This is a genomic window from Nocardia sp. NPDC050697 (assembly GCF_040654395.1).
In the GTDB taxonomy this organism is placed as follows: Bacteria; Actinomycetota; Actinomycetes; order Mycobacteriales; family Mycobacteriaceae; genus Nocardia.
This window is the reverse complement of sequence record NZ_JBFAHY010000003.1, coordinates 182871-198534: the sequence shown is the minus strand read 5'-3', so window position 1 is coordinate 198534 and position 15664 is coordinate 182871. Positions and strand designations below refer to the sequence as shown.

Genomic DNA, 15664 nt, shown 5'->3' with positions numbered 1-15664 from the left:
CACCGTGATCGTGAACGACAGGAATGAAATCGTCACCGCCTTCCCGGGAGGAGGATGCCGTGGGAAAGCCTGAACTCCCGAGCATCGAAGAACTCGTCGATTCCATCATTCGTGCCGGCGCCGACATTGGCCTCCGCATCGAGAGGGATGACGCGGGGCGATTGATGATCACGGCGGACGGTGCGGCGCGGTTCGAGGCACCCCTGACCTTCACCATGACGGATCAGGAACTGCTCGACTACTACGCCCGCCTCGCGGCGCACGCGGGAAAGCCCGGCGGCTCGAGCACTCCCTGGCAGAGCTGGTCGATGCTGATGTCGACCCACCTCGAAGAAGCCGTTTACGAGGCCGGGAAACCGGAAGCGTCGACGTCGATCGTCATCGGCGCGACAGGCTTCGGCCCCGCTGCGGAGTAGCCGTTCAGCCCTTCCGGGCCCGTTCGGGAGGGCTGAATTCGTGGTTTAGCCAGCGGTTCCGATTGGTCCACCCGACCAGGTCGTAGCGCCAGCGGAAGGGCCAGGTGTGGGCGACGGTGTCGAAGAGGACGGCGCCGAGGGCCGGGTAGTCGTCGTGGGCGGAGAGGAGGGCGCGCTGCCCGCGCTCGTCCTGGGTGAAGAAGGACTCGAACATGGCGATCGACTGGTCGGTGGTCAAGCGCCCGAGCCCCCAGAGCCCGCGCTCGCGCATCCAGTAGACGAGCCGGGCCCGCCAAGGCCAGAGCGCCGCGACCGGGTCGGCCCCGCGCCGCACCGCCTCGACCGCGGTGTCCACGAGCGCGAGTGAATCGGCCACGCTGTACCCGGTGCATGGGTGCATCATCCCGCCCCGCGACCCGAACGGAACAGCCTGTGCTGCACCGCGTTTCGGCGGCGGCTGGTCGAGCGGGTAGTGCGCCGCCTCGCTGGGCTCGTCCCCGCTGAGCCGGATCCCGTGCGCGGCGAGCCGATTCAGGGTCCGGCGGCGCAGCTCGCGCTGCGGCATCCCGCCGCGCAGCCCGAGGCTGGTCTCCTCGAAGATCACCGTGCCGTCGCCGAGCGGGACGGCGTAGAGGAACGACGGCGGCTCGTCCGGCCCGGCCCCGTTCTCCGGCCGCCAGTCCAGCAGCAGCCCCTCGCCATCGGCGACCATGGGCGCCGCGGTCTCGGCGTCGACGAAAATGCCGTGCGCGCTCGCCGCCCGGCGCTTGCCGAGCGCCGGCAGCCCGCGGCTGTCGAACACCGTGCCGGCCCGCACCACCGTGCCGTCACCCAGCGTCACCTCGTGCGCGGCGACGGAGACCGCCCGCCCCGCCAGCACCGTCGCCCCGTCCAGCGGCAGCGCGTCCCGCAGCCCCGGCTTGGAGAGCACGCAGTACGGCCGCTCGATCCGGTGCTCGGCCGCGGTCCACACCGTCGGCGCCTCGATCCGGGACGCGATCACGCTCGGCGGCAGCCAGGCGGGCAGTTCGTCGACCCAGCAGGAGAAGGTCGGCGGCCACAGCCGCTCCGGCCGCGGGTCGACCGCCACCACCCGGAACCCCGCCGCCACCGCGCGGTGCGCGAGCGCCCGGCCGGTCGGCCCGAGCCCGACCACGCAGATGTCGACCTCGCTGCTCATACCCGGCATTCAATCCGGTCCGGCCGGGGCTGGGCAACCGGGTCTCGGTCACACTGTCCGATCAGCGCGGCGTCACCCAGGTGGTGATGTCGGCGTGCACCACCTCGGCCCCGTTCGTGTCGTAGATCGAGACCGGCACCACGATCTCCGCGCCCTCGGTGATCGCCGCGAAGTCCGGCATGGACGCCAGCTCGGCGACGGCCCGCAGCCCCGTCTCCGCCTTGGCCAGGTACTCGACCGTCATCGCCTTGGGGATCCAGCGATGCGTGGTCGGCACCGTCGCCTCGCTCAGCATCCCCATCGCCACCTCGGCCAAGTTGCAGGCCGCGATGGCGTGGAAGGTGCCGATGTGGTTGCGGATGCCGAACCACTTGGGCGAGGTCACCTCGCACACCCCCGGCTCCAGCCGCACCACCGTCGGCAGCACGGTGCCGAAGTACGGCACCCGGGCCACCATCCCCAGCGAGAACAGCGCGTGCCCGATCCGGTTGTCCGGGAGCTTCTTCCACCCGCGGTAGGTGGTGGTCAGGTTGGTCATGCGCAGTATCTTACTCAATAGTAAGTTCGAGCGTGCCGAATGGTGCGACGGGGCGATTTGAAGTCGCTCCCGCCCCTCGTGCATACTGTTCGGGTTGCCTTGCACCGGTCCGTGCCCTCGTGGCGCCCCGGGTGAGGCGAGCAGAACCTCGTGCATCTCATCGGGCGACCGGTGTGGGTGCGTCCGGGACGTCGTTCCGAGGCCGTGATGAGTTTTCGATCCGGGGCCGAAGAATGAGCGGAATGGCGACACGCCCGACCGCGTGGACCGGAGAACCATGACAGATGAACAGCGGCGAGTGACCGGGAGTTGTCCGGTCGTGGTCTCTCTCTGAGGCGTCTTCGTGTGTTCGGGCTGTGCAAATCGAGGTGGAGCGGAAGCCCAGCTTCTGTAGCCACGAAGGAAAGCGGAGAAAAGGACACTTAGCGTGGCGGGACAAAAGATCCGCATCAGGCTGAAGGCCTATGACCACGAGGCGATCGACGCGTCCGCGCGCAAGATCGTCGAGACGGTGACCCGCACCGGGGCCCGCGTGGTCGGCCCGGTGCCGTTGCCGACCGAGAAGAACGTGTACTGCGTCATTCGTTCGCCGCACAAGTACAAGGACTCGCGCGAGCACTTCGAGATGCGTACGCACAAGCGTCTGATCGACATCCTCGACCCGACGCCGAAGACGGTCGACGCGCTGATGCGCATCGATCTGCCGGCCAGCGTCGACGTCAACATCCAGTGACGGGGACCGCAGACATGACTGACAACAAGAACCGGCCCGCCGCGGGCATCCTCGGCACCAAGCTCGGCATGACGCAGGTCTTCGACGAGAAGAACCGCGTCGTCCCGGTGACCGTCGTCAAGGCGGGCCCGAACGTCGTGACCCAGATCCGCACGGTCGAGCGCGACGGCTACAGCGCCGTCCAGGTCGCCTTCGGCGCCATCGACCCGCGCAAGGTGAACAAGCCGACCTCCGGCCAGTTCGCGAAGGCCGGGGTCACCCCGCGCCGCCACGTCGTCGAGATCCGCGTCGCCGATGCCTCCACCTTCGAGGTGGGCCAGGAGATCAGCGCCGACGCCTTCGAAGAGGGCAGCTACGTCGACGTCACCGGCACCAGCAAGGGCAAGGGCTTCGCCGGCACCATGAAGCGGCACGGCTTCAGCGGCCAGGGCGCCTCGCACGGCGCCCAGGCGGTGCACCGGCGCCCCGGCTCGATCGGTGGCTGCGCCACCCCGGGCCGCGTCTTCAAGGGCATGCGGATGTCGGGCCGGATGGGCAACGACCGCGTGACCACCCAGAACCTCTCGGTGCACAAGGTGGACGCGGAGAACGGCCTGCTGCTGATCAAGGGCGCGATCCCGGGTCGCAAGGGCGGCGTCGTGATCGTCAAGAGTGCCGTGAAGGGTGGTGCGCACGCATGAGCGTGGACACTGAGAAGAAGCCCGCCGCGAACCTCACGCTGGACGTGAAGGAGCTCGGCGGCAAGACCAACGGGACGGTGGATCTCCCCGCCGAGATCTTCGACGTCCCCGCCAACATCGCGCTGATGCACCAGGTGGTGAACGCCCAGCTCGCGGCGGCCCGCCAGGGCACGCACGCCACCAAGACCCGCGGCGACGTCCGCGGCGGTGGCAAGAAGCCGTACCGGCAGAAGGGCACCGGCCGCGCCCGTCAGGGCTCGACCCGCGCGCCGCAGTTCGCCGGCGGTGGCGTCGTGCACGGCCCGCAGCCGCGCGACTACAGCCAGCGCACCCCGAAGAAGATGAAGGCCGCCGCCCTGCGCAGCGCCCTCTCCGATCGGGCGCGCAACGAGCGCATCCACGTGATCACCGAACTGGTGTCCGGGCAGGCCCCGTCCACCAAGACCGCGAAGACCTTCCTCGCCGAGCTCTCGGAGCGGAAGAAGTTCCTGGTCGTCGTCGGTCGCGAGGACGTCGCCGCGTGGAAGAGCGTGGCGAACCTGCAGAACGTGCTGCCGATCGCCCCGGACCAGCTGAACACCTACGACGTGCTGAACAGCGACGACGTGGTGTTCTCGGTCGAGGCACTCAACGCCTTCGTGCACGGTCCGGCGGAGTCGGCCCAGGAGGAGAGCAAGTGACCACCATCGCCGACCCCCGCGACATCCTGCTGGCGCCGGTCATCTCGGAGAAGTCCTACGGCCTGATCGAAGAGGGTACCTACACCTTCATCGTGCACCCGGACTCCAACAAGACGCAGATCAAGATCGCGGTCGAGAAGGTCTTCGGCGTCACGGTGACGAGCGTCAACACCGCCAACCGTCAGGGCAAGCGCAAGCGGACCCGCTTCGGTTACGGCAAGCGCAAGAACACCAAGCGTGCGCTCGTGACCCTCTCGGCCGACAGCAAGCCCATCGAGATCTTCGGAGGCCCGGTCGCGTAAGCGGGCGGGAATCCAGAAAGCAGAGAAGAACTCATGGCTATTCGCAAGTACAAGCCGACCACCCCGGGTCGCCGCGGCTCCTCGGTCTCGGATTTCGCCGAGATCACCCGCTCGACCCCGGAGAAGTCGCTGCTGCGCCCGCTGTCCAAGAGCGGTGGCCGCAACGCGCACGGCCGGATCACCACCCGGCACCGCGGCGGCGGCCACAAGCGCGCCTACCGCGTGATCGATTTCCGTCGCCTCGACAAGGACGGCATCCCCGCCAAGGTCGCGCACATCGAGTACGACCCGAACCGGACCGCCAATATCGCCCTCCTGCACTTCGTGGACGGCGAGAAGCGCTACATCATCGCCCCCAAGGGCATCGCGCAGGGCAGCCCGATCGAGTCCGGCCCGACCGCCGACATCAAGCCGGGCAACAACCTGCCGCTGCGCAGCATCCCGACCGGTACCACGATTCACGCGGTCGAGCTGCGACCGGGCGGCGGCGCCAAGCTGGCCCGCGCGGCCGGCATGAGCATCCAGCTGCTGGGTAAGGAAGGCGCCTACGCCGTCCTGCGTATGCCCTCCGGCGAGATCCGCCGCGTCGATGTGCGCTGCCGCGCCACCATCGGCGAGGTCGGCAATGCCGAGCAGTCGAACATCAACTGGGGCAAGGCAGGCCGCATGCGCTGGAAGGGCCGCAGGCCCACGGTGCGTGGTGTCGTCATGAACCCGGTCGACCACCCGCACGGCGGTGGTGAGGGCAAGACCTCCGGTGGCCGCCACCCGGTCTCGCCGTGGGGTCAGCCGGAAGGCCGCACCCGCAAGCCGAACCGCCCGAGCGACAAGCTCATCGTCCGTCGCCGTCGCACCGGCAAGAAGCGCTAAGGAGGAGGTAAGAAATGCCACGCAGCCTCAAGAAGGGCCCGTTCGTCGACGACCACCTCCAGAACAAGGTGGACGTGCAGAACGACAAGGGCACGAAGCAGGTCATCAAGACCTGGTCGCGTCGCTCCACCATCACCCCCGATTTCATCGGCCACACCTTCGCCGTCCACGACGGCCGCAAGCACGTGCCGGTGTTCGTGTCCGAGAACATGGTCGGGCACAAGCTGGGTGAGTTCGCGCCGACCAGGACGTTCAGGAGCCACGTCAAGGACGACCGGAAGAGCAAGCGGCGATGACGAGCACCGAGACCCAGAACCAGACCGCACGGGCGACCGCGAAGTTCGTCCGGGTCACCCCGATGAAGGCGCGCCGCGTCGTGGACCTGGTCCGCGGCAAGCGAGTCGAGGACGCACTGGCGATCCTGAAGTTCGCGCCGCAGGCCGCGAGCGAGCCGGTGGCCAAGGTCGTGGCGAGCGCCGCGGCGAACGCCGAGAACAACCTCGGCCTCAACCCCGCGACGCTGGTCATCTCCACGGCCTACGTCGACGAGGGTGCCACGCTGAAGCGTTTCCAGCCGCGGGCCCAGGGCCGCGCGTTCCGGATCCGCAAGCGCACGAGCCACATCACCATCGAGGTCGAGAGCGTGCCCACCACCGGCGCCACTCGTAGCCGCCGGAAGGGAGGGGCCAAGTAAATGGGACAGAAAATCAACCCCCATGGCTTCCGTCTCGGTATCACCACCGACTGGAAGTCCCGCTGGTACGCCGACAAGCAGTACTCGGATTACGTCAAGGAAGACGTCGCGATCCGCAAGCTGCTGGCGACCGGCATGGAGCGCGCCGGCATCTCGAAGGTCGAGATCGAGCGCACCCGTGATCGCGTCCGGGTGGACATCCACACCGCGCGTCCGGGCATCGTCATCGGCCGCCGCGGCGCCGAGGCCGACCGCATCCGCGCCGCGCTGGAGAAGCTCACCAAGAAGCAGGTGCAGCTGAACATCCTCGAGGTCAAGAACCCCGAATCGGATGCCCAGCTCGTCGCCCAGGGCGTGGCCGAGCAGCTCTCCAACCGCGTGGCGTTCCGGCGCGCGATGCGCAAGGCCATCCAGTCGGCCATGCGTTCGCCGAACGTCAAGGGCATCCGCGTGCAGTGCTCGGGCCGCCTCGGTGGCGCCGAGATGTCGCGCTCGGAGTTCTACCGCGAGGGGCGGGTGCCGCTGCACACGCTGCGCGCCGACATCGATTACGGCCTCTACGAGGCCAAGACCACCTTCGGTCGCATCGGTGTGAAGGTGTGGATCTACAAGGGCGACATTGTCGGTGGCAAGCGTGAGCTGACCGCCGCCGCTGCCGCTCCGGACCGCCCGCGTCGTGAGCGGCCCAGCCGCCCGCGCCGGTCCGGGTCCGCAGGCACCACCGCGACCAGCACCGAGGCCGGACGTGCCGCGACCGCCACCGCGGTCGCCGACGCTCCGGCGGAAACTCAGGAGGGCTGACGCATGCTGATGCCTCGCAAGGTCAAGTTCCGCAAGCAGCACCACCCGGGCCGCAGCGGAATGGCGAAGGGCGGCACCGCCGTCACCTTCGGTGACTTCGGCATCCAGGCGCTCGAGCCGGCCTACGTCACCAACCGCCAGATCGAGTCGGCGCGTATCGCGATGACCCGCCACATCAAGCGTGGCGGCAAGATCTGGATCAACATCTACCCGGATCGCCCGCTCACCAAGAAGCCCGCCGAGACCCGCATGGGTTCCGGCAAGGGTTCGCCGGAGTGGTGGATCGCGAACATCAAGCCCGGGCGCGTGATGTTCGAGATGAGTTTCCCCAACGAGGAGATCGCTCGCGAGGCCCTGCGCCGCGCGATGCACAAGCTCCCCATGAAGTGCAGGATCGTGACCAGGGAGGAGCAGTTCTGATGGCTACCGGAACACCGGCCGCAGAGCTCCGCGAGCTCACCGAGGACGAGCTCGTCGCCCGCCTGCGTGAGTCGAAGGAAGAGCTGTTCAACCTGCGCTTCCAGATGGCGACGGGTCAGCTCGACAACAACCGCCGCCTGCGCGTCGTCCGTCACGAGATCGCGCGCATCTACACGGTCATGCGTGAGCGCGAGCTCGGTCTGGCCACCGGACCCGCTGGCAAGGGAGATGCGGCATGAGCGATGAAGTGACCAGGGAAGAGCGCAACTCGCGCAAGGTGCGGACCGGCTACGTCGTCTCGGACAAGATGAACAAGACGATCGTGGTCGAGCTCGAGGACCGGGCGCGGCACAAGTTGTACGGCAAGATCATTCGCACCACCTCCAAGGTGAAGGCGCATGACGAGAACGAGACCGCCGGCGTCGGTGACCGGGTGCAGCTGATGGAGACCCGTCCGCTGTCCGCCACCAAGCGCTGGCGGCTGGTCGAGGTGCTGGAGCGGGCCAAGTAGGTCGCTCTCGCACGGTCAGAGAAAGGGCCGCTTCCTTCGGGAAGCGGCCCTTTCGTTTGTCCGGGGGGCTAGCTGGTCATGGCGTAGGTGCGGCTCAGCTTGTGGGCCGCCTGCATGGCCTGGTCTACGACCGAGCGGGGGAGGCCCATTTCGGCGCCGATGCTGGCGGCGGAGCGGGAGCGGTCGGCCATCTCCAGGATTTCGGCGAGCTGTTCGACGGGGACCTTGGACCAGCCCCGGGCGACGATGGTCTTCGCGGCGGCCCAGGCGCCTGCTTCGTCGGATTCGATGACGGGGTCGTGGTCGGGGAGTGCCGGTTCGGGTTCGTTGGTGGTGAGGGCCGAGGTCAGTTCTTTCGGCTCTGCCGTGGCCGCGGTGTAGTCGGGTTCCGCTTGTGCTTCGGTGACGGGGAGCGGTTCCTGCTTCGGGGGTTCGGGGACCGTGACGGCGCGGAGGTGGGTGCGCGGGGGCGTGGAGCTGGGCTCCGCGGCGATAGCGGTCTGCGCGTGGTCCTGCTGGACTCGTGTGCGCGACTGCTCCGGCGCAAGGGACTCCGTTTCGCTGCGAGCGGGAGGGGTCGGCGGTTCCGCTTCGCCGATCTCGGTCGACCGAGGCGCAACGTGCGCCTCCTCTGGCGCGGTGGGCGGCTGCGTGGAACCGTTCCGGTCCGGCTGGGGAGCGGTCGGGTGCTCGAAGCCGTTTCGCTGGGCGACGTCTCGGTCGCCGGCTTGTGCTGGGGACTGCCCACTGAGCTGTGCGGTGGGCGAGGCAGCAGCGGCCTGCGGCTGTTCCGGCCCGGTCTGCGCCGTGTTGTCGGGCAGGCTCGTGACTGCCTCGGGGAGGACGACTCGCGCATCGGCCACGGGAGCTGCCGCAGAGATCGGCACAGCGTCGGCGATGATCCTCGCCGCTGCACCCCCCGTGGCAGCGTGGTCTGTCTGTCCCTGCTCAAGAGCCTCCGGTGCAGCAGGGACGTCACTCGGCGGGGTGCTGGTCACGGGCAACTCGTCCGGCACGGCCCGGACCGCAGTCTCCTGCGGAGCAACCTCCCCGACACCGGAACGAGTCGACTCGATCCCCATCCGCTCGAACTCGGCATTCGCCCGCGCCACCAGCTCGGCAAGATCCACCTCACCCTGCGGCGCGGGATACCGCTCGGTGAATGCCCGAGTCGGGGCAGCGGGCGCCTCGACCATGGAGTCGATCGGCAGATCGACCGAGGCGTCATCGATGAGCTGCGCATACCGAGCAGCAACCCAGGAGTGCAGCCAGATCACCACCCCGACCATGATCGGGGCGATGGCGAACTCGGCGGCCCGTCCGAGTTCACCGGCAGCGAGATGCGGCCCGGCATTGAGCCCGATCGTCGTACCGAGCAGCGCAAGCTCCACCAGAATCACTCGCCCGCGCGGCAATTCGCGCCCCCACCGGGCAGCAGTCGTCGCCGCGATCATGATGACGATGATCGGAATCGAGATCATCGCCTCGATACCGTACGAAAGCCAATACAGCGGGTCGCTCATATCGCCGCTGGGCACGAGGTTCCGCTGGACGTTCACGCCAGCCCACACCATGCCGAGCACCACGACCGCAATCAGCGCCCGCGACGACCACTCCGCCCGCCGGTACAACTGCGCGATCCGCGCGTCCTGCGAAGCCACCCGCCGCCGCGCCGCCAACGCCTTGCGATGCCACCGCGCATCGGACTCATCGGCCCGCCGCAGCGCCGCGTCCGCCCGCCGATCCCGCTTCTCGGCGTCCAGCTCGTCCTGCATCGCCCGCCGCCGCTGCCCGCGCCGTTGCGCTCGAATCCACTCGGCGAGCTCCCGCTCGGCCGCTACTTCACCGTCGGACAGCACCTCGAGCAGGGCGTTGTCGTGCTGCAGAGGCAGCTTTCCGCGCGCCGTCGCCACCTGGTGGGCCAGGGCGGAAATCTCGGCATGGCCGGTCGAGCTGTCGTCGCGCATCGCGAGCCTTCCCGGACCGAGGCCCGGGGTGCGCAGCCGCCGATCCGATGGTTCGAACGTATGTGTGATCGGTGCGAGGCTAGTCTGTCGTGTCGCGCCGGTCAATGCGAAGCGCGGTGAGCCCCGTTCCGCTTCGTTCGAATGCTGTGGGCTGAAAGGTTGACCTTTCGACGGATTCGGCGCCGGTGCGGCGTCGCAGCTAAAACGGCGGCTGGGCGCATCGGGTCTGCAGTGTCGATGTAGGGGTCGGCGTTGCTTCTGGCAGAGGCCTGGCTGGGGCAGGATGGGTGTCGGGCATCGAAAGTGAATAGGCGTCCGGATGCGCGGGGTAGAACCGCGGGTCGAAGTGGGTTCCCCGCGCCCGTGGGGATGATCCTTGGCTCAGCTACGGGATCGAAGCCACGATTTCGTGCTCCCCGCGTGTGCGGGGATATGTCTTGGTGCGACGTGCGGATGACGCACAGTAGTAGTTCCTGCAGGGATAGGCCCGAGCGGCACGGACGGGCCTGGTGTCGGGTTCGCCGAACCCGTGCAGTGCGAGTGCTTTCGACCCGACCAGGTATCGGGCGTGCCCTTCGGATGTGGAGGCGGGTGTCAGGGCCCGGCGCGTAGAGTTCTGTCCGTTCGTGCTGGTTGTGGGCAGCGGGTCGTGGCGCGTGTGGCAGATATCCGATTGGAAGGAGTGGGGATCGAAAGTGAACGGGTAACTCGGTTACTCCGCGTTGCGCTGCAGGTCAGGAAGTGTGCTCCCCGCGCACGCGGGGATGAGCCCGCGCGCCGCCGGGCCTTCGTCAGGTCGATGTCGTGCTCCCCGCGCACGCGGGGATGAGCCCAGGACATTGCGCGAGTGATCGAGACCGGCGGCGTGCTCCCCGCGCACGCGGGGATGAGCCCGTCAGTTCCGAGTCCACACCCGCGCCGGGGGGGTGCTCCCCGCGCACGCGGGGATGAGCCCACCGAGCTGCTGAGCACCGCCAGACTGGCGACGTGCTCCCCGCGCACGCGGGGATGAGCCCGACCCCGCCGGCATCAAGGCGCTCACCGAGGCGTGCTCCCCGCGCACGCGGGGATGAGCCCGGCCGCACTGTGCACAGTGCGATCACTGATCAGTGCTCCCCGCGCACGCGGGGATGAGCCCCGCGGCACCGCAGCCGCGGCCGACTCGGACCAGTGCTCCCCGCGCACGCGGGGATGAGCCCATCGAGCAGTCGGTGTGGTGGTTGCAGCACTGGTGCTCCCCGCGCACGCGGGGATGAGCCGGCGAAACCCCCCGAACCCGGCCGCGTCGCCCGAGTGCTCCCCGCGCACGCGGGGATGAGCCGCCGACGGGCACGAGCTGGGGCAGCGCCGGGCCGTGCTCCCCGCGCACGCGGGGATGAGCCCTCGTGGCAGAAGTCGTAGACCCAGACGCCGTTGTGCTCCCCGCGCACGCGGGGATGAGCCCCAGCTCCTCACCGCCACCGCGACGCAGTACAAGTGCTCCCCGCGCACGCGGGGATGAGCCCGAGGTCCAGCAGACCCTTCCGTGGCAGACCTCCGTGCTCCCCGCGCACGCGGGGATGAGCCGTGCGAGGACGTGCTCGCCGCGCTCCGACCCCTGTGCTCCCCGCGCACGCGGGGATGAGCCCAGCGCGTTCCGAACCGCACGGCAGGTGCCAGGTGCTCCCCGCGCACGCGGGGATGAACCCGGTCACGTGAACGTTTGTGGTTTCCCTATCGTGGGCTCCCCGCGCACGCCGGGATGAGCCGTCCATCCGGAACTTCGGCTACCACCAGCAGGAGTGCTCCCCGCGCACGCGGGGATGAGCCCTTCGGGGCGACCGCGTTCCAGGCGTCGCCCATGTGCTCCCCGCGCACGCGGGGATGAGCCCCAGCACAAATCGACGCCGTCCGTGTAATGGACGTGCTCCCCGCGCACGCGGGGATGAGCCCGCGCCGGGCATGACGACGATCGGCCAGTTCGCGTGCTCCCCGCGCACGCGGGGATGAGCCCGCCCCGGCGTCGCCGAGCGCGCGCCCCCACAGGTGCTCCCCGCGCAGGCGGGGATGAGCCCCCGCTGGGCTCCCGCTCCACCCCGGGGCCGGTGTGCTCCCCGCGCACGCGGGGATGAGCCCGCCATCGGCGCACCGGTGATCCCGGGCGGCGCGTGCTCCCCGGGCCCGCGGGGATGAGTCCGGATCGGGGGCAGGGCGGTACCGGCCGGGCGTGCGCCCCGCGCACGCGGGGATGAGCCGTGGGTGGCTGGCACGGACAACCCGGACCAGGCGCGCTCCCCGCGCACGCGGGGATGATCCGAGCTGGAAGCGGAGCTAGCTTCAGCGAAGCGGGTGCTCCCCGCGCACGCGGAGATGAGCCGCATAAGGTGCGCCACCCCGGCGGCGCCATCACGTGCTTCCCGCGCACTCGGGGATGAGCCCCCGACCCGAACCCCGAACCCGCTGATCAAGAGGTGCTCCCCGCGCACGCGGGGATGAGCCCGGCAGGGCTGGGTCTCCCCAATTGGGGAGACTGTGCTCCCGCGTACGCGGAGATGCGCCCCTGGCCGAGCTGCTGGACGACCCCGAGGCGCGCGTGCTCCGCAGGCACGCGGCGATGAGCCGCAGAACAGGCCGCGGCGCCCGTCGGTGATCAGGTGCTCCCCGCGTACGCGGGGATGAGCCCCCGGCGGGGCCGGACGGGTGGGTCCGGGACATGTGCTCCGCGCGCCCGCGCTGATGAGCCCACCAGCCCGTTCGCCGACCTCGCCGCGGCTGCGTGCACCCCGCGTATGCGGGATTGAGCACGGAGCAGGCAGCCGTCTAAGGCGTTCACCTCAAAGCGAAAGCTCCCAATGTGCCGAGAGCAGCATGCCGTGGAACGGCGTAGTTCTCATCTCCGTGGAAGCGACGGTTGCCCGTCGACCACCTCGGCCACCAGGTCGGACCACTGAATCGCCAATCGACCGACATCGAACCAGGCGTCGTGCAATTGCTCGACACCAACCGGCGGCTCGGTGCACAACAGCCGCTCGGCGATGACGTGTGCCGCGGCCATGTCATCGATGACGAGCGAGCACGTCACCGCGTCGATAGCGCATACTCCAATGTGGTCGACGATCCATTCCGCGATCTGGCCCCGCAGCGCACTGCGAGTGGCGTCGAACACCTGAGCGCAACCGGGATTGCGCGTGCGAACGCGGTGCACCACGGCCAGCATCCGAGCCCGCTTCAGTAGCAGTGTCTCGTCATCGCGAACGCGGATCCGGAAGGCGGTGGTGAGTTCGCGCCAGTGCGGAAGTCCCGGACGCGACGTGGTCACGACAGCGGCGTGGACAGGCGGGCGAGCGCGGCCGCATAGGGCAGACATCGCCCCGGATCGTGACCCGCGTGCCGGGTGAGCACGCTCGAAGCGTCCCACCGCTGCAAATCCGGCGGCAGCTCGTCACACCGGTAGGTGCGAATCCCGTCGACCAGACCGCGGTGTCGCGCTGCGGCGGCATCGTTCTGCTCGCTCATGAATCTTCCCCTGCTGCGACTGTGCGCACCCACCGCAGACCGCGATCGGGCGGCAGCGCGCCAACCACCTTGGATCCCCGGTCGGCAGGAACCACGCTCGGCGCGCGAACCAGCACTTCCCGTGCGGCCTCTTTAAGCGCGAAATCCGCAGCGCGGCAAGCGCGGTGCCGCTCCATTTCGCGATGCGCTTGTTCGACGGTGAACGGTTGCTCTGGAACAGCGTGTAGCGCGTGCCGTTGCTCGGCATCCACCCGACCGATGATCTCGGCCGAGGAGGGACCGACGTCCCTGTGGTGCTGTGTGAACCAGCCATCAAACCCCATAAGTGCGTCCCCCTGCGGTCGCGGTTGAATTAGGGCACCCACCGCCGCGGACCGTGATCGGGAAGCACGGCCGATCGATTCGGAAGCCAACGCGGGCGACAGGGCCAAATTCGACGCTATGACCTACGTAACCCCGGTTCTGTCCCAAAAGGGCAGGGCGGGTATCGGAATGCCCGGCGTACCCTCGGCGGTGCATGGGTTGCCCGAGCGCGGAGGAGACGACCCGATGTCCGACATGCCGCCGAACGAAATCGGCCGCCGAATCCGGGAGATCCGGCTGTGGCGCGGTCTCAGCCTTGAGGCCGCCGCCGGGCTGGCGGGTATCTCCTACGGCTACCTCGGGCGCGTCGAGCGCGGAGAGCAGGCCCTGTCCAAGCGCCGCACCCTCGAGGCGCTGGCGCACGCGCTGCGGGTCGCGCCCTCCGAATTCAGTGGCCAGCCGTGGGAGCACAGTGCCGGTCAGTCCTCCGACGCCTACGCGGGCCTTCTCGATATCGAGAGCGCTCTTGAGCGGTGCGAACTCGGCGATGATCCCGGAGGGTCAGTGCGGGAATGGTCCGCTATTGATGCGGATCTTCAAGCGGCACAACGTATGCGGGAGAAAAGCGACTATCCAGCAGTTTGCGCGCTGGCTCCGGGACTGCTCATTGAACTTCATGCTGCCTACGTCCGTCGCCCAGGGCTCCGCGCCGAAGTGCTCGCTGGCCTCGTTCGCTGCTACTACATACTCGCCGAGACCACGAAACGTCTCGGGGTGCGTGGGTTGCCGATCATGATGGTCAAGGCCGCACAGTCCTGTGCCGAAGAACTGGAGTCCCCTGCGTGGATCGGGTTTGCGGTGTGGCTGCGCGGGTCGATCTCCGGATCCATGTCGCGCAGCCAGCAGTACGCACGCTCCGTGGCGGCGGCCGACCGGATCGCGTCACACCTCGATGACGGCGAAGTGGTGCAGGCGTACGGGATGCTCAACCTCTCGGCGGCCCTGGCGGCGGCCGTCCAGAACGACCGGTCGACCGCGGAGACTCACCTCGCCGAAGCCGCGGCCGTGGCTCAGCGCATGGAGCAGGACGTTGGCGGTTTTGGGCGCCTCTGGTTCGGCCGTACCAACGTGCACGTATGGCGGTCCTCGATCGGGATCGAACTCGGTGACGGCGTTGCGGCGGTCGAGCATACGGTAGGCGTCCCGGTCGACTCGATTCCCTCGGCATCGCGGCGCGCCAACTACTACGCCGAGGCAGCGCGCGTGCTGCTGGCGGAACCGGCCTATCGTAGCCGAGGGTTGGACTTGCTCTTGAAGGCAGAATTGATTGCCCCGCTACAGGTTCGCGGTGACTTCTTCGTGCGCGAGGCTGTAGCCGACCAACTGCGCACGGCTCGCCGTGATGCGGGCGGGCGTAACTTGCGCGGTCTCGCGTGGCGGTTGGGCATTGCGCCGGAACAAGGACCCCACTCCAACTGACTGCCGGCGGCGCGGACGGGTTGGTGTCGGTTCGGCAATACTCAGGTAGAGCGGGCGCGGTCAGTCCGGCCGAGCGATCGCGCGCGATCCCTTTCAGACGTCGAGGCGGTTTCAGGATGCCGGCACGTACAGTTTCTCCGTTCGTGCCGGTTATGGGTGGTGGCGAGTGTGCAGATATTCGATGAGGAGGGGGATCGAAAGTAAATGGATAACTCGGTTACTTCGCGTTGCGCTGCAGGTCAGGAAGTGTGCTCCCCGCGCACGCGGGGATGAGCCCGGCAGGCTCCGGTTCGGTGCGGCGAACACCTTGTGCTCCCCGCGCACGCGGGGATGAGCCCCGAACGCCAACACCAGCACGTCCTCGTACGTGGTGCTCCCCGCGCACGCGGGGATGAGCCCGCCTCGACGGTGACGTAGAGCAGGTGCTCGAAGTGCTCCCCGCGCACGCGGGGATGAGCCCCCGCCGTCGGAGGTGAGCATGAACGGCTCGTTGTGCTCCCCGCGCACGCGGGGATGAGCCCGAGGCCAGCTGGTCGTCGTCGAGGATGCGGCCGTGCTCCCCGCGCACGCGGGGATGAGCCCATCCGGCTCACCG

19 protein-coding genes and 2 CRISPR repeat arrays (1 of these 21 running past the window's edge) are annotated in these 15664 nt (G+C 68.8%); of the genes, 13 read left to right on the top strand and 6 right to left on the bottom strand.

Features of this window, described 5'->3' with window-relative positions; genetic code table 11:
• Positions 1-59 precede the first annotated feature (59 nt).
• Positions 60-416, top strand: a complete 357-nt coding sequence (locus tag AB0H71_RS12720) for a hypothetical protein (protein ID WP_357018922.1) — start codon at positions 60-62, stop codon at positions 414-416.
• A gap of 4 nt (positions 417-420) precedes the next feature.
• Here AB0H71_RS12720 and AB0H71_RS12715 read toward each other — a convergent pair whose 3' ends face one another.
• Entirely contained in the window at positions 421-1605 is a 1185-nt protein-coding gene (locus AB0H71_RS12715) for a lycopene cyclase family protein (RefSeq protein WP_357018921.1), read from the bottom strand.
• 52 nt (positions 1606-1657) lie between these two features.
• A complete protein-coding gene (locus AB0H71_RS12710) occupies positions 1658-2134 on the bottom strand; it encodes a hotdog fold domain-containing protein (protein ID WP_357018918.1) in 477 nt (158 codons plus the stop codon).
• A gap of 427 nt (positions 2135-2561) precedes the next feature.
• Between AB0H71_RS12710 and rpsJ the strand changes: the two genes are divergently transcribed.
• From rpsJ to rpsQ, 11 genes are read left to right on the top strand one after another with little or no spacing between them, the layout of a single operon-like run.
• Positions 2562-2867 (top strand): 30S ribosomal protein S10, encoded by a 306-nt coding sequence (gene rpsJ, locus AB0H71_RS12705; RefSeq protein ID WP_003938093.1) that lies wholly within the window; start codon positions 2562-2564, stop codon positions 2865-2867.
• Positions 2868-2881: 14 nt separating this feature from the next.
• Positions 2882-3547: a 50S ribosomal protein L3 gene (rplC, locus tag AB0H71_RS12700; RefSeq protein WP_357018915.1), complete on the top strand. Its 666-nt coding sequence runs from the start codon at positions 2882-2884 to the stop codon at positions 3545-3547.
• Entirely contained in the window at positions 3544-4227 is a 684-nt protein-coding gene (gene rplD / locus AB0H71_RS12695; protein ID WP_357018913.1) for a 50S ribosomal protein L4, read from the top strand. Before rplC ends, rplD begins: the two co-directional genes overlap by 4 nt.
• Positions 4224-4529, top strand: coding sequence for a 50S ribosomal protein L23 (rplW, locus tag AB0H71_RS12690; RefSeq protein WP_233015998.1), 306 nt, complete (start codon positions 4224-4226; stop codon positions 4527-4529). Before rplD ends, rplW begins: the two co-directional genes overlap by 4 nt.
• A 33-nt stretch (positions 4530-4562) precedes the next feature.
• On the top strand, positions 4563-5399 hold the full coding sequence (gene rplB, locus AB0H71_RS12685; protein ID WP_357018909.1) for a 50S ribosomal protein L2: 837 nt from the start codon (positions 4563-4565) through the stop codon (positions 5397-5399).
• 14 nt (positions 5400-5413) lie between these two features.
• The gene (gene rpsS, locus AB0H71_RS12680; protein WP_067646950.1) at positions 5414-5695 is read left to right on the top strand and encodes a 30S ribosomal protein S19; all 282 of its coding nucleotides are present in this window, start codon (positions 5414-5416) and stop codon (positions 5693-5695) included.
• Positions 5692-6093, top strand: coding sequence for a 50S ribosomal protein L22 (rplV, locus tag AB0H71_RS12675; protein WP_357018906.1), 402 nt, complete (start codon positions 5692-5694; stop codon positions 6091-6093). Before rpsS ends, rplV begins: the two co-directional genes overlap by 4 nt.
• Entirely contained in the window at positions 6094-6894 is an 801-nt protein-coding gene (gene rpsC, locus AB0H71_RS12670; RefSeq protein WP_357018903.1) for a 30S ribosomal protein S3, read from the top strand. It begins immediately after the preceding gene.
• 3 nt (positions 6895-6897) lie between these two features.
• Complete coding sequence (gene rplP / locus AB0H71_RS12665; protein ID WP_233016002.1) at positions 6898-7314, top strand: 50S ribosomal protein L16; 417 nt, start codon at positions 6898-6900, stop codon at positions 7312-7314.
• Positions 7314-7553: a 50S ribosomal protein L29 gene (rpmC, locus tag AB0H71_RS12660; RefSeq protein WP_014349060.1), complete on the top strand. Its 240-nt coding sequence runs from the start codon at positions 7314-7316 to the stop codon at positions 7551-7553. The genes rplP and rpmC overlap by 1 nt, the downstream gene beginning before the upstream one ends.
• Positions 7550-7825 carry a 30S ribosomal protein S17 gene (gene rpsQ / locus AB0H71_RS12655; RefSeq protein ID WP_357018899.1) on the top strand — a complete coding sequence of 92 codons (276 nt, stop codon included), beginning with the start codon at positions 7550-7552 and terminating at the stop codon, positions 7823-7825. Before rpmC ends, rpsQ begins: the two co-directional genes overlap by 4 nt.
• Positions 7826-7893: 68 nt before the next feature.
• Here the strand turns inward: rpsQ and AB0H71_RS12650 are convergent, their stop codons facing one another.
• The 4 genes from AB0H71_RS12650 to AB0H71_RS12635 form a co-directional block, all read right to left on the bottom strand.
• Positions 7894-9792, bottom strand: a complete 1899-nt coding sequence (locus AB0H71_RS12650) for a hypothetical protein (RefSeq protein ID WP_357018897.1) — start codon at positions 9790-9792, stop codon at positions 7894-7896.
• 743 nt (positions 9793-10535) lie between these two features.
• Positions 10536-12514: direct repeats of the CRISPR family, unit length 28 nt; unit sequence GTGCTCCCCGCGCACGCGGGGATGAGCC.
• A gap of 147 nt (positions 12515-12661) precedes the next feature.
• A complete protein-coding gene (locus AB0H71_RS12645; RefSeq protein ID WP_357018895.1) occupies positions 12662-13090 on the bottom strand; it encodes a hypothetical protein in 429 nt (142 codons plus the stop codon).
• Positions 13087-13287: a hypothetical protein gene (locus AB0H71_RS12640; RefSeq protein WP_357018892.1), complete on the bottom strand. Its 201-nt coding sequence runs from the start codon at positions 13285-13287 to the stop codon at positions 13087-13089. Before AB0H71_RS12640 ends, AB0H71_RS12645 begins: the two co-directional genes overlap by 4 nt.
• Complete coding sequence (locus AB0H71_RS12635; protein ID WP_357018889.1) at positions 13284-13538, bottom strand: hypothetical protein; 255 nt, start codon at positions 13536-13538, stop codon at positions 13284-13286. The genes AB0H71_RS12640 and AB0H71_RS12635 overlap by 4 nt, the downstream gene beginning before the upstream one ends.
• A gap of 298 nt (positions 13539-13836) precedes the next feature.
• Between AB0H71_RS12635 and AB0H71_RS12630 the strand changes: the two genes are divergently transcribed.
• Entirely contained in the window at positions 13837-15069 is a 1233-nt protein-coding gene (locus tag AB0H71_RS12630; protein WP_357018887.1) for a helix-turn-helix transcriptional regulator, read from the top strand.
• Positions 15070-15317: 248 nt separating this feature from the next.
• Positions 15318-15664: a CRISPR direct-repeat array (repeat unit 29 nt; unit sequence GTGCTCCCCGCGCACGCGGGGATGAGCCC) (it continues 414 nt past the right edge of the window).

Bases quoted from the DNA above. Each gene is read 5' to 3' on its own strand.
- AB0H71_RS12715 (WP_357018921.1), bottom strand. From the start codon at position 1,605: ATGCCGGGTATGAGCAGCGAGGTCGACATCTGCGTGGTCGGGCTCGGG.
- AB0H71_RS12710 (WP_357018918.1), bottom strand. From the start codon at position 2,134: ATGACCAACCTGACCACCACCTACCGCGGGTGGAAGAAGCTCCCGGAC.
- rplC (WP_357018915.1), top strand. From the start codon at position 2,882: ATGACTGACAACAAGAACCGGCCCGCCGCGGGCATCCTCGGCACCAAG.
- rplD (WP_357018913.1), top strand. From the start codon at position 3,544: ATGAGCGTGGACACTGAGAAGAAGCCCGCCGCGAACCTCACGCTGGAC.
- rplB (WP_357018909.1), top strand. From the start codon at position 4,563: ATGGCTATTCGCAAGTACAAGCCGACCACCCCGGGTCGCCGCGGCTCC.
- rpsS (WP_067646950.1), top strand. From the start codon at position 5,414: ATGCCACGCAGCCTCAAGAAGGGCCCGTTCGTCGACGACCACCTCCAG.
- rplV (WP_357018906.1), top strand. From the start codon at position 5,692: ATGACGAGCACCGAGACCCAGAACCAGACCGCACGGGCGACCGCGAAG.
- rpsC (WP_357018903.1), top strand. From the start codon at position 6,094: ATGGGACAGAAAATCAACCCCCATGGCTTCCGTCTCGGTATCACCACC.
- rplP (WP_233016002.1), top strand. From the start codon at position 6,898: ATGCTGATGCCTCGCAAGGTCAAGTTCCGCAAGCAGCACCACCCGGGC.
- rpmC (WP_014349060.1), top strand. From the start codon at position 7,314: ATGGCTACCGGAACACCGGCCGCAGAGCTCCGCGAGCTCACCGAGGAC.
- rpsQ (WP_357018899.1), top strand. From the start codon at position 7,550: ATGAGCGATGAAGTGACCAGGGAAGAGCGCAACTCGCGCAAGGTGCGG.
- AB0H71_RS12650 (WP_357018897.1), bottom strand. From the start codon at position 9,792: ATGCGCGACGACAGCTCGACCGGCCATGCCGAGATTTCCGCCCTGGCC.
- AB0H71_RS12640 (WP_357018892.1), bottom strand. From the start codon at position 13,287: ATGAGCGAGCAGAACGATGCCGCCGCAGCGCGACACCGCGGTCTGGTC.
- AB0H71_RS12630 (WP_357018887.1), top strand. From the start codon at position 13,837: ATGTCCGACATGCCGCCGAACGAAATCGGCCGCCGAATCCGGGAGATC.